At 54.7% G+C, this 22,373-nt stretch carries 20 protein-coding genes; 11 read left to right on the top strand and 9 right to left on the bottom strand.

Annotation, left to right across the window (positions count from 1 at the left end):
* The 4 genes from hcp to K9G39_RS05615 form a co-directional block, all read right to left on the bottom strand.
* A partial coding sequence (gene hcp / locus K9G39_RS05630) for a hydroxylamine reductase (protein ID WP_292003957.1) occupies positions 1-1,450 on the bottom strand: 1,450 nt, incomplete at its 3' end.
* Positions 1,451-1,620: 170 nt separating this feature from the next.
* Positions 1,621-2,028: a tetratricopeptide repeat protein gene (locus tag K9G39_RS05625; RefSeq protein WP_292003954.1), complete on the bottom strand. Its 408-nt coding sequence runs from the start codon at positions 2,026-2,028 to the stop codon at positions 1,621-1,623.
* Between the two features lies 1 nt (position 2,029).
* Positions 2,030-2,932, bottom strand: coding sequence for a 4Fe-4S dicluster domain-containing protein (locus tag K9G39_RS05620; protein WP_292003953.1), 903 nt, complete (start codon positions 2,930-2,932; stop codon positions 2,030-2,032).
* Positions 2,929-3,456: an Rrf2 family transcriptional regulator gene (locus K9G39_RS05615; RefSeq protein WP_292003952.1), complete on the bottom strand. Its 528-nt coding sequence runs from the start codon at positions 3,454-3,456 to the stop codon at positions 2,929-2,931. Before K9G39_RS05615 ends, K9G39_RS05620 begins: the two co-directional genes overlap by 4 nt.
* A 225-nt stretch (positions 3,457-3,681) precedes the next feature.
* On the opposite strand from K9G39_RS05615, the gene K9G39_RS05610 reads away from it, so the two are divergent.
* The 9 genes from K9G39_RS05610 to nth all read left to right on the top strand — a co-directional run bounded on the left by K9G39_RS05610 (position 3,682) and on the right by nth (position 13,438).
* Positions 3,682-4,617, top strand: coding sequence for a methyltransferase domain-containing protein (locus K9G39_RS05610; RefSeq protein ID WP_292003951.1), 936 nt, complete (start codon positions 3,682-3,684; stop codon positions 4,615-4,617).
* 68 nt (positions 4,618-4,685) lie between these two features.
* Complete coding sequence (locus tag K9G39_RS05605; RefSeq protein ID WP_292003950.1) at positions 4,686-5,132, top strand: heme-binding domain-containing protein; 447 nt, start codon at positions 4,686-4,688, stop codon at positions 5,130-5,132.
* A 166-nt stretch (positions 5,133-5,298) separates the two neighbouring features.
* Positions 5,299-6,327: a site-2 protease family protein gene (locus K9G39_RS05600; protein ID WP_292003949.1), complete on the top strand. Its 1,029-nt coding sequence runs from the start codon at positions 5,299-5,301 to the stop codon at positions 6,325-6,327.
* Positions 6,324-7,229 (top strand): dihydropteroate synthase, encoded by a 906-nt coding sequence (gene folP / locus K9G39_RS05595; RefSeq protein ID WP_292003948.1) that lies wholly within the window; start codon positions 6,324-6,326, stop codon positions 7,227-7,229. The genes K9G39_RS05600 and folP overlap by 4 nt, the downstream gene beginning before the upstream one ends.
* Before the next feature lie 89 nt (positions 7,230-7,318).
* Positions 7,319-10,855 carry a chromosome segregation protein SMC gene (smc, locus tag K9G39_RS05590; protein WP_292003947.1) on the top strand — a complete coding sequence of 1,179 codons (3,537 nt, stop codon included), beginning with the start codon at positions 7,319-7,321 and terminating at the stop codon, positions 10,853-10,855.
* Between the two features lie 18 nt (positions 10,856-10,873).
* Positions 10,874-11,566, top strand: coding sequence for an HAD family hydrolase (locus tag K9G39_RS05585; protein WP_292003946.1), 693 nt, complete (start codon positions 10,874-10,876; stop codon positions 11,564-11,566).
* Positions 11,567-11,585: 19 nt separating this feature from the next.
* Positions 11,586-12,080 (top strand): transcription antitermination factor NusB, encoded by a 495-nt coding sequence (gene nusB, locus K9G39_RS05580; RefSeq protein ID WP_292003945.1) that lies wholly within the window; start codon positions 11,586-11,588, stop codon positions 12,078-12,080.
* Positions 12,081-12,100: 20 nt separating this feature from the next.
* On the top strand, positions 12,101-12,793 hold the full coding sequence (locus K9G39_RS05575) for a metallophosphoesterase family protein (RefSeq protein WP_292003944.1): 693 nt from the start codon (positions 12,101-12,103) through the stop codon (positions 12,791-12,793).
* Positions 12,794-13,438, top strand: a complete 645-nt coding sequence (nth, locus tag K9G39_RS05570) for an endonuclease III (RefSeq protein WP_292003943.1) — start codon at positions 12,794-12,796, stop codon at positions 13,436-13,438. It begins immediately after the preceding gene.
* 126 nt (positions 13,439-13,564) lie between these two features.
* Here the strand turns inward: nth and K9G39_RS05565 are convergent, their stop codons facing one another.
* The 4 genes from K9G39_RS05565 to K9G39_RS05550 all read right to left on the bottom strand — a co-directional run bounded on the left by K9G39_RS05565 (position 13,565) and on the right by K9G39_RS05550 (position 18,264).
* Positions 13,565-14,014 carry a hypothetical protein gene (locus tag K9G39_RS05565; protein WP_292003942.1) on the bottom strand — a complete coding sequence of 150 codons (450 nt, stop codon included), beginning with the start codon at positions 14,012-14,014 and terminating at the stop codon, positions 13,565-13,567.
* Positions 14,015-14,084: 70 nt separating this feature from the next.
* Complete coding sequence (gene pabB, locus K9G39_RS05560) at positions 14,085-15,947, bottom strand: aminodeoxychorismate synthase component I (RefSeq protein WP_292003941.1); 1,863 nt, start codon at positions 15,945-15,947, stop codon at positions 14,085-14,087.
* On the bottom strand, positions 15,944-17,500 hold the full coding sequence (locus tag K9G39_RS05555; protein WP_292003940.1) for a Ppx/GppA phosphatase family protein: 1,557 nt from the start codon (positions 17,498-17,500) through the stop codon (positions 15,944-15,946). The genes pabB and K9G39_RS05555 overlap by 4 nt, the downstream gene beginning before the upstream one ends.
* Positions 17,501-17,688: 188 nt before the next feature.
* Complete coding sequence (locus K9G39_RS05550; protein WP_292003939.1) at positions 17,689-18,264, bottom strand: hypothetical protein; 576 nt, start codon at positions 18,262-18,264, stop codon at positions 17,689-17,691.
* Positions 18,265-18,662: 398 nt separating this feature from the next.
* On the opposite strand from K9G39_RS05550, the gene K9G39_RS05545 reads away from it, so the two are divergent.
* Positions 18,663-19,283, top strand: a complete 621-nt coding sequence (locus K9G39_RS05545) for a phosphatidate cytidylyltransferase (protein ID WP_292003956.1) — start codon at positions 18,663-18,665, stop codon at positions 19,281-19,283.
* A gap of 13 nt (positions 19,284-19,296) precedes the next feature.
* Positions 19,297-20,253, top strand: a complete 957-nt coding sequence (locus K9G39_RS05540; protein ID WP_292003938.1) for an L-threonylcarbamoyladenylate synthase — start codon at positions 19,297-19,299, stop codon at positions 20,251-20,253.
* A 12-nt stretch (positions 20,254-20,265) separates the two neighbouring features.
* Here K9G39_RS05540 and K9G39_RS05535 read toward each other — a convergent pair whose 3' ends face one another.
* Complete coding sequence (locus K9G39_RS05535; RefSeq protein ID WP_292003937.1) at positions 20,266-22,260, bottom strand: helix-hairpin-helix domain-containing protein; 1,995 nt, start codon at positions 22,258-22,260, stop codon at positions 20,266-20,268.
* Positions 22,261-22,373 lie beyond the last annotated feature (113 nt).

Here is a 22,373-nt window from a genome sequence, read left to right as displayed (position 1 = left end):
GCTCGTACCAGGCGATGTCGAAGGAGATCGGCAGGTCGTTGATGTCCTCCAGACCGAACACCTCCTTGAGCTTGAGGGCGATCACGGCAAGCGAGTAGCTGTCGTTGCACTGGCCGGCGTCGAGCACGCGGGGAATGCCTCCGATATCGCCGAGCTGCAGCTTGTTGTAGCGGTACTTCGCGCAACCGGCCGTCAGGATGACGGTGTTGTCGGGCAGCGCTCCCGCCACATCGGTATAGTACTGGCGCGAGTTGTGGCGTCCGTCGCATCCGGCCATTACCACGAACCGCTTGATCGCACCGGACTTCACGGCATCGACAACCTTGTCGGCAAGCGCAAGCACCTGGTTGTGAGCGAAGCCGCCCACGATCTCGCCGTTCTCGATCTCTTTCGGCGCAGGGCACCCTTTTGCCTGTTCGACCAGCATGGAAAAGTCCTTGCTGCCGCCTTCGGGACGCGCACCGATATGTTTCAGACCTGCGTAACCCGCCATGCCTGTGGTGTACATCCGGTTGCGGTAGGATTCCCTCACCGGTACGATGCAGTTGGTGGTCATGAGGATCGGGCCGTTGAACGATTCGAACTCGCGGTCCTGCGCCCACCATGAGTTGCCGTAGTTGCCGATGAAATGTTTGTACTTCTTGAAAGCCGGATAGTAGTGTGCCGGAAGCATCTCGCAGTGGGTGTAGACGTCCACGCCGGTTCCCTCGGTCTGTTTGAGAAGATCCTCCATGTCGCGCAGGTCGTGGCCGGAGATGAGGATGCCGGGATTCGTGCCGACGCCGGTCCTGACCGTGGTGATTTCAGGGTTGCCGTAGGTTTCGGTGTTGGCCCGGTCGAGCAGCGCCATGGCTTTCACGGCGACGGCTCCGGTTTCGAGCACCAGTGCGGTCAGCTCGTCGGCGCCGAGCGGCTTAAGCAGCGAGGCAAGCCCCTTTACATAGAAAGCGTAGATCTCCTGATCTTCATAGCCGAGCACCGCCGCATGGTCGGTGTAGGCGGCAAGCCCCTTGAGGCCGTAGAGTACCAGACTTTTCAGCGAACGGAGATCCTCGTTCTCGCTGAGCGATTCGATACCGCACGCCAGGGATTTATCGAGGAACTCGTCCCTTGTGCGCCCGTTCCAGAGGGAGGCGTCGTGTGAAGGCACCTCCGCAAGCAAACCCTTCAGCTCGTCGCGCCTGTCGAGGGTGGTGCATATCTGCCGGACGATGGCCTCGTCGTCGAAGTTGGTGTTGGTTACCGTCACGAAAAGCGACTCGCTGATCAGGCGGCCGTACTCCGCCGGAATCTGACCTTCAAGTCCTTCAGCACAGAGCGCGAGCCCTTCAGCGGCGTACACCAGCACGTCCTGAAGCCTGGCGGTCATCTCGTCCTTGCCGCACACGCCCCTTGCGGTACAGCCGGTTCCCTTGACGCTCTCCTGGCATTGATCGCAATACATTCCCATCAGATCCTCCGTTGTGTTGTTGGGCATCCCTCTGTATTTGTTACGAATCCCGATTACTGCGTTGGTCGGTGCTCAAAATCCTCATGTACTCCATGTATCATTCCGGTTTTTGCGCTCCGTCCGCCTTGTCCTCGGACTTCTCACGACAATACAGAACATGCCCTGTTTTGTTAAATACGAGGACACACCAGAGCGGCAATCTTTCTATCCCCCGCCGCACCCTCGCTGTCCCCTTTTTTCTCTTTCAGTAAAGCCCTTTGCATGAACGCCGCATAGAGCAGGCGTTTGTTGTTCGGACGACGATCGATGATCGCCGAGCAATCCTCGATGGCGCCATCGATCTCTCCCAATTCGGCCCGTGCGATGGCCCTGTTCCCGTAAGCGGTGACCGCTTCGCGGAACCTCAGTCCAAGTTTCAGCGCCATGGTGTAATCGACCTCCGCACCGCGAAAATCGCCGGTCCTGCTCCTCGCATTCGCGCGGTTGTACCACGCTTCGGCATTTTCCGGATAACGGCTGATGATTCTTGTGATCTCCTCTGCGGTGCCACGATACCCTCCGAGCGCGTCTTTCAGCATTTTACACCCACTCCTCGCTGAGTTTATCCCCCCGCACGCCGATAACGATCTTCTTGACCGGAACCTTGCGCTTTGCGCGTTTCTGCGCTTCGGAAACGATCGACATGAGCCCTCCGCAGCATGGAACCTCCATGATTGCCACGGTAATGGTGTTGATGCGCGCCATGTCGATCATGGCGGCCAGCTTCTCCACATAGACGTCCATGCCGCTGTCGAGCTTGGGGCATGCGACGGCGAGCGTCCTGTCGCGAAGCAGCGAGCGGTGGAAATCACCCGCAGCGAAGGCCGTGCAGTCTGCGGCGAGCAGCAGATCGGAACCCTCGTAATAAGGCGCCAGGGGGGAGACAAGGTGCAGCTGCACCGGCCACTGGCGCAGCTCGCTGGATGCCGCAACCTCGCGGGCCGGAGGCGTCGCTGAAGCAGCATGCCCGTTAGCTGGACGGAAATCCATCGTCCGGCTTCCGGGGCAGCCTCCGCCGTGATGAGCGTGGGCCGCCGGAGCGTGTTCTGCCTGATGACACGACGCCGCAGCCTCCTGGCCGACATGCTCGAGCGGGTTCGCAATGCCTTCCGCCTCGAGATAGTCGAATGCATCCTGCAGGTAGTCGTGTGCGCCGTGGTCTCGCAGGTGCCGCAGATGGGCTGCGATCACGTTCGGCCCGCCCCTGACGATGCTCTCCTGCATCACGCGCTTCTCGTCGTACGGCTCCGCTTCCCGCTCTTCGATGCGCATGGCCCCGGTCGGGCAGTGGCCGATGCAGGCGCCGAGCCCATCGCAGAAGAGGTCGCTGACGAGTCGGGCCTTGCCGTCTATCAGCTGCAGTGCGCCCTCCGGGCATCCCGGTATACAGTCGCCGCACCCGGTACATTTTTTTTCGTCTATGGTGATTATCTGTCGTTTCATGCCTCTGTAACCCTTTTTGTTTCGTGTTTCATATCCTTCCCATCCCCTGCAAGCGCCCCATCCTCCCTTGCCGCAGCGGCAGCCGGGATGCATCCGTGAGCGCTCATGGCGTTGGCGGCCTCGAGATCCCGCAGCAGCTTGCCTATGGTGATGTTGTCGAACTCCTTCTCGACCACCTGTTCGATGCGAAGGATTTCATGGCGCAGCACGCAGCGTGCGCGATTTGCGCATATCTGTTTGCGGAACATGCACTCCGAGACCTGCACCCTGCCCTGGAATATCTCGATCAACTCCCTGATCCGTATTTCGTCCGGCTCTTTTGCAAGCATGAACCCGCCACCCGCGCCCTCTTTCGACAGAACGAGACCGTGACGGATCATCTCCTGAAGCAGGCGGCGAAGAAACTGGTAGGGAATATCCTGTTCCAGAGCGATGGCCCTTGCCGAGCGGTAATCGCCCTTTCCCGCCCCAAGCGAAAGCAGAGCCCTGATGGCGTAATCGGTATTTTTGGTCAGTACTTTCATGGCTTTTTTTTAATTGATACCAATTTAGTATCAGTTAGATGAAAACAAAAATCTTTTTTAATAATTCCGGTTCGAAAAAATAATTTCATTTTTCCAGGCCGGAACTTTCTCTATCCTACGCCTGAGGCGAAAACACCCTTTTTTTCCGGTTAACCGATCCCTTCGTATATTGAAACCAGACCCTTCCTGAACGCGACCAACTCACAACAGGATACACCCGATACCATGCTGCAGCTCAGAACCGCCGGCTATAAAGCGCTTGACAACCTCCGTTCACGGAACCTTTTTCCGCCCCGGTGGAAAAACACCCAGGAACTCGAAGAGGCGACCGACAGGCTGATGCAGCAGTTTCTTGCCGAACGGTTTGCCGTTTCCACAGAACTCGGGGCCGGGTTTCTCATGGGCGAGCTGCTCGACAGGGCAGTGCGCACCGATGAGGCTGAAGTCATGGATGGCGAAGGGCTCCCTGAAGCCGAAAAGCTGGAGCTGGTCGAAGCCCTTGACCGGCAGAACGACGCCATGGGACTCTATTCACTTTATGCTTCCCTGCTGTTCCCGCTGGTTCGTGATATCGCGGGAAGGACACGGCGAACGCCGAGACTGCTGGAACTGGCAAGCGGGTCGGGAGGGCTTGCGCTTGCTCTCGCTTCGGAGGCGGAAAGAGACGGCATTGCAGTTTCGGTAACGGGATCGGACATTGTCCCCGTGTATATGGAGGAAAGCAACCGCCGTGCCGCCGAAAAAAAGCTTCCGGTGACATTCAGAACACTGAATGCCTTCACCATGGAGGCTCCGGATGAAGAGCCTTACGATATTGTGCTCATCTCCCAGAGCCTGCACCATTTCACTCCCGGCCAGCTGGCCGTGATAATCGCAAAGGCGGAAGAGCGCAAAGCCTCCGCTTTTGTAGGAATCGACGGTTACCGCGACCTCCTCCTTGGGCTCGGCATGCCTCTTGTTGCGAGCCTTCAGCAGATAAAGGCATTCGCACGGGACAGTCTGACATCGGCAAGAAAGTTCTATTCGGAACCGGAGCTTGACCTTATTGCCGAAAGTGCAGCAGGAGCAGGACGTCATGCCGTCAGTTGCTCATGGCCGGTGAGTGTACTGAGCGTTCGATTCGACGGAGGCAAACCGATTTGCGGCGTGCGGCCGCAATGAAACGTCACTACCCGCCTCAGGCGGTGATCAGATAGTTCATAACAACCATCCAAAGGAGACCACAGCCAATGAATACAGGAAAACTCGCAGGGGGAGCACTCATCGTCCTTGCCGCCATCCAGCTTATTCCCTATGGAAGGGATCACCAGAACCCCCCGGTTACGGGTGAACCTGCATGGGATTCGCCGAGAACAAGGGAACTGTTTTTCCGCGCCTGCAAGGACTGCCACTCCAATGAGACGACCTGGCCATGGTACAGCAGCATCGCTCCCGCATCGTGGCTGGCCCAGGTGGATGTATCCATAGGCCGGAAAAAGCTCAATGTTTCCGAATGGGGACGCGAAGGAAAAAACGAAGGCGATGAAGCCGCCGGAGAGGTCCGTGAGGGAAAAATGCCTCCCTGGTTCTATCTGCCCGCTCATCCTGAAGCAAAACTCGACGAATCCGAAAAAGAGGAACTGGTGAGCGGTCTCGTGGCAACCTTCGGAGAAAAGAAAAAGAAAAAAGCCAGATAGCAGTAACCTCCTTTTTTTCAACACCCTGAACATACCCGATCGGGGTTTCCGGGTCGCCGAACGGCACCCGGGCCCGCCGGGTCCCATGCAGCAAAGGCATGCCGATTGGATTTTCTGTCGAAAGCATATACCTTAGAGCAGTATCAATTCTGTTTATCCAATTGTCATGACTTTTTCCGTGCATTCCAGAAAAGCTATTCTTGCCGATCAGAACCATCTTCTCCATATCGTTTTGTTCCTCGCTACGGTACTTTGTACCCTCTGGGCCGGCGCGTTCTGGAGCGGCAATCCCGTGCGACTCGACAGTGTCGCCCTTGCGATCTCCGATCTGAGACACGGCGCCGCATATTCGGCATCTCTGCTGCTCTTCCTCGGCGTCCATGAGTTCGGACATTTTTTCGCCGCGCTCAGGCACCGGATACGGACAACCCTGCCCTACTTCATTCCCGTCCCTCCTCTGCCGTTTCTCCTGAACCTCGGCACCATGGGAGCGGTCATCAAAATCCGGGAACGAATACCCGATACAAAGGCGCTGTTAGATACCGGTGCCGCAGGACCTCTCAGCGGCTTTGCTGTCTGTGTTGCCCTGCTGATCTTCGGATTTCTCAACCTGCCTCCGGAAAATTATCTCTATTCGATACACCCCGAATACCTCACCTCCGGAGCCATTGGCGAACCGCCGCCCGAGGGAACTCTGTTTCTCGGCAAAAACCTGCTCTGGATCATCCTTGAACGGCTGATCAGTCCGGAAAATCTGCCGCCTATGACCGAAATGTATCACTACCCGTTCCTGTTCGCAGGATGGCTCGGATCATTTGTAACAGCCCTGAACCTGCTGCCGGTGGGACAGCTCGACGGCGGGCACATCATCTACGCCATGTTCGGCCGAAGGGGGCATCTGCAAACGGCAAAGGTTTTTCTGGGGTTTATCTTCCTGCTTGCGCTGCCGGCGTTTCTCGTACTGTTTTTTTCCCTTTTTCTGCCGGACGCGATGATTCCGGTTCCAGACTCGATATTGCAGTGGTCGTGGCCGGGCTGGATGTTCTGGCTTGTCATTCTGGTGCGTTTCATCCGCATCGGCCACCCTCCGACCGCATACGACCATCCGCTCGACGGAAAAAGAACCGCAACCGGATGGCTGGCTGTCGCGGTTTTTTTTCTCTCTTTCACACCGGTACCGTTCGGCATCACATGATGAGCGACAATCCGGAACATTACCTGCTCGACTGCTCGGGCTGCAAGCTTGACCTGCGCCGGAAGCCGGTTGTCATGGGCATCCTTAACCTCACTCCCGATTCATTCTCGGACGGAGGGATGTTTCAGCTCCCCGGCGAAAAAACCGATCTTGACCGGGCTGTGGATTACGCCCTCTCGATGGTCGGGGAGGGGGCTGTCATCATCGATGTCGGGGGTGAATCAAGCAGGCCGGGAGCGATAAAAATTTCAGCTGCGGAGGAGATCCGGAGAACAGCGCCCTTTATTTCACTCCTGCGTAAAAAATCGGATGTACTGATCTCCATAGACACCTACAAGGCAGAGGTAGCCGAGGCCGCACTCCGCCAGGGAGCACAGATAGTCAACGACATATCCGGATTCACCTTCGACAGGGCGCTTCCTTCCGTCTGCCGGAAATACCGGGCTGCCGCGGTGCTCATGCACGCTCCGCTCACGCCCCAGGCAATGAAATGGAGCACCGAAACTTCGCCCGAGCCGGAAGAGATCACCCGAAGGGTCATGGCGTTCCTGCAGGGTGCCATCGACTCGGCAAAAAACGCAGGCATCGACAATATCGTTGTCGATCCGGGCTTCGGATTCGGCAAGAGCGTCGGAGAGAATTTCAGGCTTCTCGGCAATCTCCGCGAACTGCTGAAACTCCAACGTCCGCTGCTGGCCGGAGTTTCAAGAAAATCCTTTCTCGGCCATGCCGTAAAAAAACAGGGGGAAGGCGAGATTCCGCCGGCAGAACGGTGCGATGCCACAACCGCAGCAGAAACCATAGCTTTTCTGAACGGCGCTTCGATCATCCGCGCTCATAACGTCCGTTCGGCGGTTCACGCCGCAGCTGTCGTCGACGCCATGAAAAATGCCATGGCATAGCGGCCTCCGTTCCGTATTTCCGGGGTACCCCTTATTTTATTACTTTTTTGTTTTCCGGCTGAAACAGGATCGTTTAACAGACCCCTTTCATGTACCTTTCAAAAATCGAGCTTTTCGGTTTCAAGAGCTTCGCCCACAGGGTAAGGATCTCCTTCGACAAAGGGCTTACGGCAATTGTCGGACCGAACGGCTGCGGCAAAACCAATGTGGTTGACGCCATACGATGGGTGCTCGGAGAACAGCGCACATCCCTGCTCCGCTCGGTAAAAATGGAGAACATCATTTTCAACGGCTCGAAAAACCTGAAGCCGCTGAGCCTTACCGAAGTCTCCCTCACCATCGAGAACACCCGTAATGTCCTGCCGACGGAATATACCGAGGTAACCGTTACCCGCAGGCTGTACAGAAACGGGGACAGCGAATACCTGCTTAACCAGGTGCCGTGCCGGCTCAAGGATATTCTTGACCTTTTTACCGACACCGGCATGGGAAGCGATGCCTATTCGGTAATAGAACTGAAGATGATCGAGGAGATCATCAGCAATAAAAGCGAGGAGCGGCTGAAGCTTTTCGAGGAAGCCGCCGGCATAACCCGATACAAACAGCGCAGGAAACAGACCTTCAAACAGCTTGAAAGCGCGTCGAGAGACCTTTCGAGAGTCGATGACGTCATTGCCGAAGTGGAAAAAAAGGTACGGAACCTGAAACTTCAGGTAAAAAAAGCCGAAAAACTCCGGGAATTGAAACAGGAGATCAGGGAGCTGGACCTGCTGATTGCCGGCATCACCCTGCATGAAGAGCTTGAAAAACTCGAACCGCTGAAAAAACGCATCGAAAGCGAGGAGGGATTCTGCCACGAACTGGCCGCATCCATTGCGGGCCACGACAGTGCACTGCAGGAGGCCGAACTGCTGCAGCTGCGCCGTGACGAGGAGCTTTCGGCAGCCCAGAAGCAGCTCAACGGGCGCAGTTCGATGATTCACGACCTTGAAAAAAAAGTGCTCCAGCAGGAGGAGCAGAAAAAAAACCTGACGGCCACTCTTGGGAACATTCTGCTGATGCTGCAGGAAAAACAGCAGAAAATCCAGCTGCTTGAAAAGCGGAACGCCGAACAGCTCGAACGGAAAAAACCGCTTGAAGAGGCCTGTGCGGAGAAGCTCGAGGAGTACAGAAACCTCACTCTGGAACAGGAGCGCCTGAACACCGAAATGCAGGCTCAGCGATCATCGATTGCCGAAAAACGACGGGATATGGCCGAAACGGAAAAAGCGCTCGGAAAATTCGTGCTTGAAAGAAACAGCCATGAAAGCCGCAAAGAGCACCTGCGTTTATCTCTGGAGAGAGTCGAAAAAACAAAAGCCGCGGCAAGCTGGCAGATAGAGGAGAGCCGTGCAGCCCGTCAGGAAACCGAAAGAAAAATCCTTCTGCAGAAGTCCCGCATCGAAGAGGCGCAACAGAAGGAACAGGTGCTGCAGGAAAAAACGGATGCGTGCCGGGCGGCTATCGAATTGCAGCGGGAGGAGCTGCTTTCCCTTAAGGCACAGCGTGAAAACATCGGCAACCAGATAGCGCTCTGCAATGCCGTGCTTCAGAATTTCGATGGACTGCCACAGGGCATTGCCTTTCTTGAAAACATGAAAGCCCCCGGGACTACCCCGGGATGCCTCTCCGACCTGATCGATCTGGATCCCCTGCACAGAAAGGCCGTTCATGCCGCTCTGGGCGAAGCTCTCGGTTATTATGTATCACCCTCTCTTGCCGAGGCGAAGCAATCGATGGAACAACTGCTGCAGTCCAAAAAGGGAAAGCTGCATTTTCTGGTACTCGAACTGATCAGGGAGAGCCCGGAAAACGAAACCGTCGCGCCCGACAATGCAAAAAGCCTCATCAGCCTCCTGAGTTTTCCGGAAAATCTCTCTTCGGCCATGAATCTGCTGCTCGGGGGGTACTATCTGGTAGATACCCTTGAAACTGCCGAAACGCTTTCACTCCGTCACCCCGAATCGGTCTTCGTTACACCGGAAGGGGAGAAATTCAACGGCAAAGGGGTGCTTTACGGGGGAAGCGCGCACAACAATGAGGGGCTCCGTCTCGGTAAAAAAGCCGAACGCGACCTGCTGGCTGGTAAAGAGGCGGGCATAGAGCAGCGATACCGCGATACGGAAGCGCTGCTGCATCAGCTTCGCCAGGAGCTCGATACCCTTGCTGCAGCACTGAAACAGGTTCAGAGGGTGCCGGAGCAGCAGGCACTCAATCTGCTGGAAAAAGATCTTGCGCGCATTGAAGCCGAAGAAAACTCACGCAGGGAAACCGTCAGGCATGCCGAACAGGAGATTATGGAAATCACCCTGCAGCAACAGCAGCTCGAGCGGAACGCCTCTGCGCTCTTCCCGGAAATCGGAGCCCGTGAAGAGAAGGTGCTGGGCTTTCAGCAAACCCTTCTGCACGCCCAGGATGATCTCACGAAACTCGAAAGCCGCTACCACAGGCTCAGTCACGATGTCCAGTCGCGCCAGAGCCTGCATCGGGACACACAGCTCGAACTGGAAAAGCTGCTTTTCAGCGTCAATGCCACCCATCAGACCCTGCGAGCCGTGCATGAGGATATCCGAAAGCTTGAACGGGAACGTGCCGATACCTCCACGAAAATCGGGGAGACGGAGCAAACCGTTCTATCGCTGAAGGCTGAACTGGAAAAAACGCTTGTTGCCGCAGCCGGAGAACAGGCGGCACTCATGGAGCTTGAAACTGCCTGCCGGGAACTGCAGGCGGGAAATCATGATGCCCGTACGGCGGTTCGGGAGCTGCGCCGGAAATACGATATCAGCCGGGAACTGGTTTCGGAACTGCAGGGCGAGCAGTCGAGGGCAGAACAGCTGCTCGATCACCTCATGACATCTATCCGGGTGCGGCATGAGTGCGAACTTGAGAGCGTTGAGCCGGAGGAGCTCCCCGCAGACTTCAACAGGGTTGCAGCCGGAAACCGGCTCGCGTTCCTGCAGCGGCAGCGAGAACAGTTCGGTGCGGTCAACGAACTGGCGCTTGAAGAGTATGAATCGGAAAAAGAGCGGCTTGATTTCCTGCTCACCCAGAAAGAGGATCTGCTCTCTGCCGAAACCCTGCTGCGCAACACCATTGAAGAGATCAACAAAACAGCTCTCCAGAAGTTCCGGGAGACCTACAACGCGGTAAGAAAGAACTTCATCGCCATTTTCCACGAACTGTTCGATCCTGAAGATGAGGTCGATCTCCTCTGCAGCAGCGCTGAGGACCCGCTCGAAGCGCATATCGAGATCGTAGCCAAACCGAGAGGTAAAAAGCCGCTCTCCATCGAACAGCTCAGCGGTGGGGAAAAGGCGCTGACAGCCCTCTCGCTCCTGTTCGCCATCTATCTTGTGAAGCCCAGCCCCTTCTGCATTCTCGACGAAGTGGACGCACCGCTCGACGACGCCAATGTCGGACGGTTCATTAAACTCTTGAAAAAATTTGAGAATAACACTCAATTTATTATTGTTACGCACAACAAGAAATCCATGGCGTCCTGTCAGGCGCTCTACGGCGTAACCATGGAGGAAGAGGGCGTATCGAAACTGATTCCCGTCAGGCTTGAAAAATCAAGCCTCTGAGACAGCCGGATCCTTTTTATGCTGAGAAAACTGGTGTTATTTGATATAGACGGAACGCTGCTCAGGATGGGCAGTATCAACCGCCGAATCCTGATCGATGCCCTTCGCGAGGTCTACGGTACCGAGGGCAGCGCAGGCACGCACGATTTTTCCGGCAGGATGGACGGCACCATCATTTATGAGGTGCTCGCAGAAACCGGCCTCGAAAAACACCGGATAGCGGAAAAATTCGATGCGGCCAAACAATCCTATATCAGGCGGTTCCGCCAGGAAACCCGACCGTCGGATGTCAACCTCCTGGCGGGCGTCCGTGAACTGCTCGACACCCTGGCAAAGCGGAGCGACCTGCTGCTCGGCCTCCTTACCGGCAATTTCGAAGCATCGGGACGACATAAACTCAAACTGCCCGGAATAGACCACTACTTCCCGTTCGGCGCTTTTGCCGACGACGCTTTCCACCGTAACGACCTTCCCCCGGTTGCCGTCGAGCGGGCATTCCGGATGACCGGAAAAAATTTCTCCGGCAAAGAGATCGTCATCATCGGCGATACCGTGCACGACATTACCTGCGCCAGGGCGCTGCAGGCTCACTCCATTGCGGTGGCAACCGGAAATGTGCCTATGGATGAGCTGCGTAAAAACAATCCCGGCTGCCTGCTTGAAAACTTAACCCGGACAGAGAGCGTTATCCTTTCTATTCTCAACCCATAAATCAACCCACTGCTCTTTTATGAAGACTTACCGACGACAGATCAGGGAAAAAATATTACAGGCGCTCTACACCATTGAACTCCGTGATACCGATATCGACTCCGCCGCAGGATGGCTTATGACCAGGGAAATTCTCGACGATGCCAATGCCATGAAGTTTTTCAACATACTTATCGGCAGCATCAAGGAGCATATGAGTGAAATTGACCTTTATATCTCAAATCATACGTTCAACTGGGACATGAGCCGTATTGCCATTATCGACAAGAACATCCTGAGAATGGCCCTTGCCGAGATCCTATACTGCGAAGATATTCCTCCTAAAGTTTCGATCAACGAAGCTATCGAAATTGCAAAGAAATTCAGCAGCACCGATAAAAGCAGCAAATTCGTCAACGGTATTCTCGATGCGATATTCAACGAACTGAAAACCCAGGGAAAAATCCATAAAAACGGAAGAGGATTGATCGATCACTCGACGGCTAAACTGCAGAAAACCGAACCGGAAAAATAACTTTTATATCAGGACGAGAGATGGAATCTACACTCTCGGAAAACCGCCGGATCATCGCAGTCGGTGATATCCACGGCTGCCTGTTTTCCCTGCAGCATCTTGTCGAACAGCTCGAGCTTCAGCGTGATGACCAGCTTGTTTTCCTTGGCGATTATATCGATCGGGGGCCTCGCTCCAGAGAGGTAGTCGATTTTCTGCTTGAACTGCAGCAACAGTTCTCATGCTTTTTCATCAAGGGAAACCATGAGGTGATGTATCTGGAGTATCTTGAAAACCGTGATCCGGTAACCTGGTTTTACAACGGAGGTCAGGCGACGCTCCGCTCCTATGCGAGCAACAAGGGGCTCGATTTTCCCGAAGAGCATCTTGAGTTTTTGAGAAACAGCCGTTTTTATATCGAAACGGAACACTATTTCTTCACCCACGGAGGACTTGATCCGGAACTCTCCATCAGGGACAATCTGCGGTACTACAAACCCGAAGAGTTCTGCTGGCAGCGAATTCATATGAGGACATCCTTTCTTGAAAGCAAAAACTGTCCATGGGATAAAACCCTGGTCTGCGCCCATACCCCGATACCGAAACCGCTGCTGCTGGAGCGGCTCATTGCCATCGATACCGGATGCGTTTACCGCGATAATCCCATGCTCGGCAGGCTCACGGCAGTGATTCTTCCTTCAAGAGAAATCCTGCAAACCGAAAATCTTGACTGAATGCCATCGAGAACAATCGTACGGGAAAAAATCAGCTTCATCCGGGAAGCGCTGGGCGCGCTTTATCCCGAACCGAAGAGCGAACTGGTTTACGGATCTCCTTTTCAGCTGCTGATCGCAACCATCCTTGCCGCGCAGGCAACCGACAAACAGGTCAATAAAATCACCGTGGAGCTATTCAGGGTCGCTCCCGATGCCCGGAGCATGAGCCTTCTGGATCCGGACACCGTAAAAAGCCTTGTCCGCTCGATCAACTATTTCAACAACAAGGCGAAAAACATCCTTGCAGTCAGCAAGAAGCTTGCAGAAGAGTACAACGGCGAAGTTCCCGAATCGAGAGCTGCTCTGGAAAGCCTGCCCGGGGTAGGCAGAAAAACCGCCAACGTCGTGCTGAGCAATGCCTTCCGCCATCCGGTAATGCCGGTAGATACGCATGTGCACCGGGTATCGAACCGCATCGGCCTGGTAAAAACCTCGAAACCCGAAGAGACCGAGACCGGACTGATCGCCATCATTCCGGAGGAGTGGGTCATCGATTTCCACCACTACCTGCTGCTGCACGGCCGCTATACCTGCAAGGCGAAAAAACCGGAGTGTCCGCGCTGCACGCTCAGGGATATATGCGACTGGCCCGATAAAAGCTGAAGGGCACCTCTCTCTATTTATCCATTCCGAAGCTCTATTGCTGCGTTATCCCGATAAATCGGGACTTCGCCCGCCTTGCACCTGTGCTTCTCATGACAATAAACAGAGGTGCCCTGAGGTAACACGCTATGCGAGCTCGATCTTCCGATCAACGGCATAAATCCACTCGCCTTCCGGCCGAAGCCGGTTTCCAGCCCATAGCTCAAGCGTTATTCCCCTGGGGTTTGAAACGGGCGAGGTAAAGATTTCGATCTGGTAGAAAAGCTCGTCGAACAGATCGTCCCAAACCTTTGAGGGGTCTCCGGTATAAGCCGGAAGGGGTTTGAGGAGTGCTTCTCCGGAAAGAAAATAATCCGTGATGTAGATAAAGCTGTCAGGCATGAGAAAACCGCCGCGGAATGTGCCTCTCGCATGCTGCAGACCGGGAACCTCAACCCAGAATTCCAGAAGCGAATCCCCCACCAGTTTACCGTCCTCCGCAAGCTTTTCGAGAAGCTGCTGTACGGTCTGGCGAATAAGAGCTTTATTGGCGTCGGAAAGCTCATGCATTTTAAAGTCGGGCGTATGATCTCGCATGATGGTAGGCGGTAAAATGATAAAAGGAGGGCACAGCTTTACGGCAATATACGCCTATTCTGTTTTTTTATCAACCGTTACCTGTAATTACCGTTCCATCGAAAACTGCACGGCGCATTCCTCTGAGCGAATTGCAGACGTAGATTGCATCGGCGGCGAGAAGATCTTCCTGAAATAGCACTTTTTCACTGCAGTTGATCCGGGTATGAAGAAAATAACGGCGGAATGTGCCGTCGAGAATGCCTGAAGCGACCGGCGGAGTGTAATAGTTCGAGTCCTTCAGAATAATCACATTGCTGATTGCGGCTTCGGCAACTTCATCCCGCTCGTTGAGAAAGAGCACCTCGTCAAAATTCCGGTGCGCCGCAAGGCGGTAGAACCGGTCGAAAAGAGCCCTCGATGTGGTTTTATGCAGACGATACCTGTCAAGCGAGGAGATGCGCTCCCCGGCAAGAGCAAGCCTGAGCGGTGCTCCCCCAGAAGTCACCTCGAACGGTTCATGTTCGAGAGCAGGTTGACCTTCCGCGGAAAGACCCAGACGAACCCTGAAGCGTCCGCCTCCAGCCGGAAAGGTCTCTTCGAGCGATTCCAGCAGCATTCGCGCCCGGCCCTCATCGAACGGAATTTCGAATGCGGCTGCCGACCTGCGTATCCGCTCAAGATGCTCTTCAAGAAAAAGATAGCGGCCTGCCCAGAGCATGGTTTCGAAAAGTCCCGGCAGTTTCGGTACAGCATCGTCGAGAATTTTTGCCTTGAGCATGCACTCCCGGTACTCCTCTGAAGCATCGGAATCCCAGACGATGCCACTGCCTGATCCGTAAACACCCTTGTTGCCAGAGAGTTCGATGGTGCGGATAGCGACATTGAAAACCATATCACGAGATGGTTCCATGAAACCCATCGTTCCGGTATAGATTCCGCGGGGAGCGGTCTCGAGTTCTCCGATCAGTTCCATAGCCTTTATTTTAGGCGCTCCGGTAACCGAACCGGAAGGAAAGAGTGCACGGAAAATATCATAAAGTCCGACATCGCGCCTGAGCTTTCCGCGCACCGTCGAAACCAGCTGGTAGAGGCTCGGATAGCACTCCAGAGCGAAAAGGTCGGCCGTCTCGACGGAACCGGGCATGCAGATCCTGCCGAGATCGTTGCGCAGGAGATCGACGATCATGAGATTTTCCGCACGGTTTTTCCCGCATTCCATAAGCCTCTGTTTCATGGCAGCATCCTCTTCCGGGGTTTCACCTCTTGGAGCTGTGCCTTTCATGGGCATGGTTTCTATGATCCCGTTCCTGCAGCGAAAAAAAAGCTCCGGAGAGACCGACAGCACCAGACGGTCACCGGTGTTGAGCATCGCACTGTAGGCTGAGGGCTGGCTCCTGCTCAGCTTTTCGAAAAGCGCCAGCGGTGAACCGCTGAACGAAAAACGGTACCTGCCGGTAAAATTGATCTGATAGACATCACCGGCGGCGATGCGCTCCCTGATGGTCTCGATAACCTCCCTGTAGCGGAATGGCGGACAGTCGAACGAGAGATCGCCGAGAGCGAAGGATTCCGCAGAGCGCTGACCGGAAAGAAAGAGCTCCACTTCATCACCGATAAAACGCCGGGGCTCGCGGTATACCCCGAACCATCCGAGCAAACCGCCAGTTGAAGCGACGCGGACAGCACGCTGCAACTGTGGTTCAAATCCGTATCCGGCTTCGTAGCTCAGCCATCCCGCAAGATAAAACCCCTTGCCAAGCCGGCTTTCAAGCGCCGCAAAAAAATCATGACTGCCGCGGAGCGAATCGAGTGTCAGCACCTCCAGAGGATCCGAAAAAAGCAGCCCTTCACTGCCTGCCGGCCCGGAAGTTGCGGTTTCAAACCAGAGCGTACCCGGTCTGGACATCACGGAATCCTCACCGTGCCTCACGAAGCCGCCGCTGCTGCTCATGCCTGAAGAGGCTCAAAAACGATAGTGCGGTTGAGAACCGTTTCAAGCATGGACTTGAGAAGTTCAGCCGCCCAGATTTCTATATCCGGTTCAAGTCGGCTCTGCAGACCGACGGTAATCGTCTCCTCGTCGAAGGAGATTTCAACCGACCGGATGTTCTGACGGTGGCCGCGCTCGAGCCCGTTGGCAAGACGCAGAATACCTGAAAGCACATCGACAGCCTTTCGATCTCCCGGTTTGAGCTGACTGTACTGGGTATGTTTTTCAGAGGGGGGCGACTTGCGGTGATAACGTGCCACATTACCGATAATCGCGGTTTCCGAAGGAGAAAAGCCCCGCAGATCGCCGTTCATGATAATGTACTGGCTGTGCTTGTGATGCGAGGAGATGGAAATGAAGGTGCCGATATTGTGCAGGAGGGCGGCATATTCGAGCAGTTCACGATAACGCATGTCGAGACCGTGCAGAGCGGAAAGCTGGTCGAAAAGCTGATGACAGAGTCTGGCAACCTGTTCCGAATGCAGTCGGTGCCAGTTGCAGCGGAAACCGAGTTCATACACGCTCTCCCTGCGTATATCCCTGCCGGGGTGTTTCCCCTGCTTGTCATGTTTGGCTTGCAGGTAGTGAAGTACCATGCCCTCACGCAGCGCCGAATCGGAGATGACGATCTCCTGGAGGCCGAATGTCCTGAAAACAGTGTCGAAAAGAATGAGCCCCGGAACAATCAGATCAACCCTTTTCTCGTCCAGACCGGTCAGCTTGCTCCGTTCGGCCGAACTGAGCGGAAGAACGGTTTTGTAAAGCCGGTTGAACTCCTTTCGGGAAAAGCCGCTGTTGTTCAGAGAGCCCTCGATCTCCTCGCCCTGCAGCGAACGGATCATCCGGGCGATGTTCTCGGCAGTACCCGAAGAGGCAATCCCCCGTTTTACTCCCAGCTCGGCAGCCATGTCGGCGGCTGAAACCATCTCCGCGGCGAAAAACTGCTCGAGAAGCTTGATTTCGTACTCCGGTACCGGATCGGCGGTGACAAACCGCTCGAGCATTCTTGCGACCCCGATCTTCCGGCTTTCGAGCAGCTTTACGCCGGAACGATCGGCAATGACGAACTCTACCGATCCTCCTCCGATATCGAAAATCAGGTCACTGACGCTTCCGAGCTTCACCGCATTCCTGACACCGTAGTAGATGAACTCCGCTTCCTCCCTGCCCGATATAACCTTGACCTTCAAACCGGTTTCCAATTTGACTCTCCGGATAAACTCCGACTGGTTTCGGGCCTCCCGGATGGCGCTCGTTGCGAAAGCAAGCACATGCTCCGGTGCGACGCCGTGCTGAAAGGCAAGCACAAGAAAGTTTTTCAGCGCCGTTATACCTGCCTGCATGGCATCCTCGCTGAGCATCTTCGTTGAAATGCTGCCCCTGCCTATACAGATCATGTCCTTCACCCGGTCGATCTCTACAATACCCTTTTCACGACTCCCCTCGACAATAATCATGTGAAAGGAGTTGGTGCCGAGATCGACGGCAGCAACCCGAAGTGCATCAGAAACCATACCGCAAACGCTGGATAAGATTGAAAAGCAGCTGTAAAGTAACGGTTTTAAGGGGGAATATGCAACAGGAGGATGATGCAGCGCAATCAGGAAAGGGCATAAAAAAACCCTGCCTTCGAGGCAGGGCTTTCCAGCTTTCCGGGCCGCTGCCGGGCACCGGAACAAATGCTGACAGGTGCTTCTAAGGCTTAGAAGTAGTAGTGAGCACCAAGCGATACGAAGGTACCATCGAGGTTGACATCGACATCGAGCGGCTCATCTTCATAGCTTACATTGTGGAATTTATAGCCTACCTCGAAGTTCAGGCCAAGTTCCGGCAGCTCGGTGAAGTTGTACTCTGCGCCGAAGAACGGGTTGATGGTATAAACGGTGATATCACCATCAATAATATCCACGTCATCGGATTCCGCATTAATACTGCCGATACCGCCTTCAAGACCTACATAGAAACGGCTGTTCTCCTTTACGATTGGAGAGTACATGAGTTTAAGGGTTCCCAGAAGGAGATCACCATGGCCATCCGCTACCTCGGTGCCGCCAATTTCCGCCTCAAAACCAGCCCTGCCGTAGTAAAGGTTAAGTTCACCACCGAAATTCTCGGTTGCCCAGTAGCGTCCGCTGATACCCTGAAGGATATCGCCTGCGAACACACCCTGATAGCCAAGACCGAACTTGCCGGTCATGGGATTTTCGCCGGCAACCGCCGAACCTGTACCAAGCATGACAGCAAGACCTGCTGCTACAACTGCTTTTGTCATTTTCATGATCGTTTTTCTCCGTTTTTCTTCAAAAAAGTAAAAAAGATATCTCCGCAGAAAAAGGGGGCATCCGGCTACGGATTTTGCCGTTTCATACGTTGATATTTAAAAATAATAATAATAAACTTTTTCTGTATTTGGTAATATTTTTTTGGTACAAATCCGATAATTATTTTCATAAAAAACAGTTACCGAAGATAAACCCCGGCAGGAGAACCCCTGTCCCGGTAATTCACCATTGCTCCATGTATTGTTTTTCATCATCCATGGTTTTCGGTGTATATTGGCGCAGAAAACCGATTGACAAAGCACAGCAACCGTGACGGAACGTGACCGATAAACCATACAGAATAATACCCGGCAACCCGGAACAACAGCCCGACCGTCTCGACATCAGGGCGGAAATGGCTCGCAAAGCTATCCATCTGTCGTCGATCTCCATCGCCCTCATCTATTGCCATATAAGCCGCGATGTTGCACTGCTGCTGCTATGGCCGCTCTTTTCGGGCTTTTTTCTTGTGGATCTCCTGAAAAATGTTTCGGAACCGGTAGCGTCCTGGTATCATCGCACCTTCGGAGCCATGCTGAGGGAGCACGAACTTGAAAAAGAGAAAATGCACCTCAACGGTGCAACCTGCATAACGCTTTCCGCGCTGCTTATGGTCCTTTTCTTTCCGAAGGTGATCGCTGTTGCGGCGTTTTCGATGGTTGCCATTTCGGATACCGTGGCCGCATTGACGGGAAAAGTGTTCGGGAAACACCGTTTCGGCCACAAAAGCCTCGAGGGAAGCGCAGCGTTCCTGCTCTCGTCGATCCTGATCGTCTCCCTGGTTCCCAATCTCAACATTCAGGCGGGCCTCCTGATGGCTGTTACGGCAACGGTAACCGAAGCTTTCGAGATCCGTGTCGGTGGCTTCAAGCTTGACGACAACCTGACGATACCGATTGTCAGCGCTCTTTCAGGAGTGCTCTGTTACCTGCTTTTTTTTCCGGAACAATTTGCAGTGCTGTCGATCTGCCGCTGAACCCTGACCATCCATGCAGACCATCGTAACCGATTCCCCCCTGGAAGCCGCAGAATACCTCAATGCGGGTGGAATCGTGGCGTTTCCCACGGAAACCGTTTATGGACTCGGTGCGGGAATATGCCATCCCGAAGCTGTTGAACGCATATTCCTCGCAAAGGGACGCCCACAGGACAATCCGCTGATTGTCCATATCGCCCGCCCCGAGGATATCGTGAGGGTTGCCGGGCAGATCAGCAGCGACGCGGAAAAACTCGCTCGACGTTTTTTTCCCGGGCCGCTGACCATCGTGCTGAAAAAAAACAGTGCCGTGCCGGATTCGGTTACGGCAGGTCTGGATACGGTAGGCGTTCGCTGCCCATCGAATCCCGATGCACAGGCGTTTCTGCAGCACTGCAGGTGCCCTGTAGCCGCACCGTCGGCAAACCTTTCCGGAAAACCGAGTTCAACCAGCTGGAAAGCGGTACTGCAGGATCTCGACGGAAAAATCGACTGTCTCTTCAGGGGAGAGCCAAGCACTATCGGTCTGGAATCAACCATCGTGGATTGTTCAGGCGCTACGCCCGTGCTTCTGAGATCCGGAGCTGTCAGCATGGAAGAGCTTCGAAGCGTCGTTGGAGCAATCGAAACAAGAGACTCCCTTCAGGCAGATGAAACCCCCAGAAGTCCCGGGCTGAAATACCCCCACTACGCACCTGAAGCTCGTATCGTGCTCTGCAGACCTCATGAACCCATTACGACGGCAACCGGTGAGCGCAGTGCGTACATCGGTCTTTCCACACCCTCCGCCAGAGGGTTGTCGCTCTCGAGGGTATGCCGAACGCCCGATGAATACGGCAGAATGCTCTTTGACTTCTTCCGTCTCTGCGACTCCAGCGATATCGACGTCATCTACTGTGAACTGCCTCCTGAAAAAGGGATCGGTCAGGCTATACGGGACCGCCTCGGCCGTGCCGCATCGGGTCACTGAGCGGAAAAACACTCAGAACCTCAGCGAACACCCAAGATGGAATGAGCCTGGTGCGCTGGTGTCCCGCTCGTCATCGTCACTGCTGTAGACATCCCTGTCGTCGTACCATGTGGTTTCAAACTTGCCGGCCAGTTTCATGTTTTTGGAGACATCCCAGGATGCAACCAGAAACAGGGCTTTTCCCCTGCCGCTGAAAGCCGTGCTGTTGAATACGAGCGGAAGATCGTCTTCATAGGTATAGATTGCGGCATCGTAGTCATCCGTATGAAACAGGGTGAAGCGGCCCTTAAGCCCAAAACGGCCCGTCCTGAAATTCGCCTGCTGATAGAGCAGCCAGCCGTAATAGGTTTCGTCTCCTGCAAGAAAATCTTCAACAACTCTTTTCACTTCCCCGCGGGTTCGCAGATGCACCCTCCGGGATACATCGATATCGCAATCCAGCCTGAAGCGGTCGGTAACCATCGGAAGTGGCGCATACTTTTTTTCACTGCTGCTGCATGAACCGGCTCCTCCGGGGCACTGTTTCAGCACATCCTCCTTTTCCTTGTGCTGGACCTGCAGGTTCCATGTCACCATGGAAGATTGTTTCCAGGCAAGAAAAAACCGGGTATCATACCCTGAAGAGGGATACGCATAAACCTTCGGGTCAGGGTCGAGTTTCGGAAACCGGAACCAGTCAACGTATGCTCCCATTGAAACCGTGCTGCCGACCGTCCCTTCGATGCCGATATAGCAACCCTTTTCGTTCGATGCATTGTCGCCCCGCTCGGCAAACGCACCGGCAAAGGGAGAGTAATAACCGGGATCATAATCGCGAACTGCGAACAGCAGATTCACCTTCGGAAGCACCTGATAGTCCAGCCCGGCAATCCAGGATACACTGCCGTTCGGCTTTTCCGACCATGCCGCCTCCCCGAAAAATCCGAGACGGCCTATCGACAGATCGCATTCGAGGCCGCCAAGGGATGACGAACCGTCCACGGAGCCGAGCACCTCGAGCGGCTCGCCGTAGTCGTAACGCAGCCAGGAAGCGCCGGCGGTTCCCGCAACCGCACCGGATGCAAAGCGGTAACGTACACTGGCGCCATAGAGGGTTTCCGTGACGTTGTCCTTCCGCGTCCGCTCCCTCATGGTACGGTGATAGCCGGCTTCATCGAAGCTCGTTATCTTTCCTGTGGTGTTTCTTGCATCGACAAGATTGGCGGACCAGAACGCCGTCACTTCCAGCGGTTTCAGATCGAGAGTCGCCGCCGCTCCCTGGAAAAAACCGTACTCGGAACTCGAAGCGAATGGCGAAAGCCGTTTCGAACCGATCCTGACGCTGTTGGAGGGCTCCGATCCTTTCGACATGAAACGGCTCTGACCGACAAGAAGCCCCTGGCCGAAATTCAGCCTGTAATTTCCAAGTACGGCCTGCTGCACAATACCGATATCGGAGGCGCTGATGCTCAGCGAAACGAAATCCGCAACATCCGGCTCCCCGATATCCTTATCGTGCACGAGGCTTGCCTGGAAGTTTCCGTAATCGAGCTGAAGGCGGTTGTACAATTTGAAGTGATCGCCGGGATAACGGCCGTCGGAAAGTCCGTCACGGGGGGTTGTGTCCCATAAAACCCTGCTGGAGAAGCTGCCTGTGAGGGGTTTTGTTTTTTCCGGAGAGGGTAACCGGGTTTTCTTCGCGAAGGTGATATACGGAGCGATCCGTGCCGTTTTCTCTTTCCCGATAATATCCCCGAGTTCCTTCAGGGAAACGAAGGCGCCTTTCTTTCGGCGTGCTTCGACAAGAGAGGAAATATCACCGCTGTTAAGCCAGGGCAGCTCGCGCAATGCGTCGGGTTCGGCCTCGTTGATCCTGATCTTTCTCGCTTTGAGCGCATCGAGGTTCTCCTGCAGCTGCTCCAGATCGCCCCCGATCTGTTCCTTGTCGAGCAGCTCACCGATGCCCTCTTCGGCAGCGGCCGATGGCGAGAGAGTAGTGAAACATGCCGATAAAAGAGTAAACGCCATAATCACTCGCGCGACACGACGCTTACGTAAATGACAGACAAGATTCATCTCCGGCGGGTTTTTTATGACCGCACACCAGGGTCGTCTCTATTGGTGCTCAAGGAATGAGAACG

Origin of the sequence: Chlorobium sp., assembly GCF_021740465.1 — a bacterium.
Classification (GTDB): Bacteria; Bacteroidota; Chlorobiia; order Chlorobiales; family Chlorobiaceae; genus Chlorobium.
Note: the sequence above shows the minus strand (reverse complement) of the source record. Positions and strands in the feature narration are given on the sequence as shown.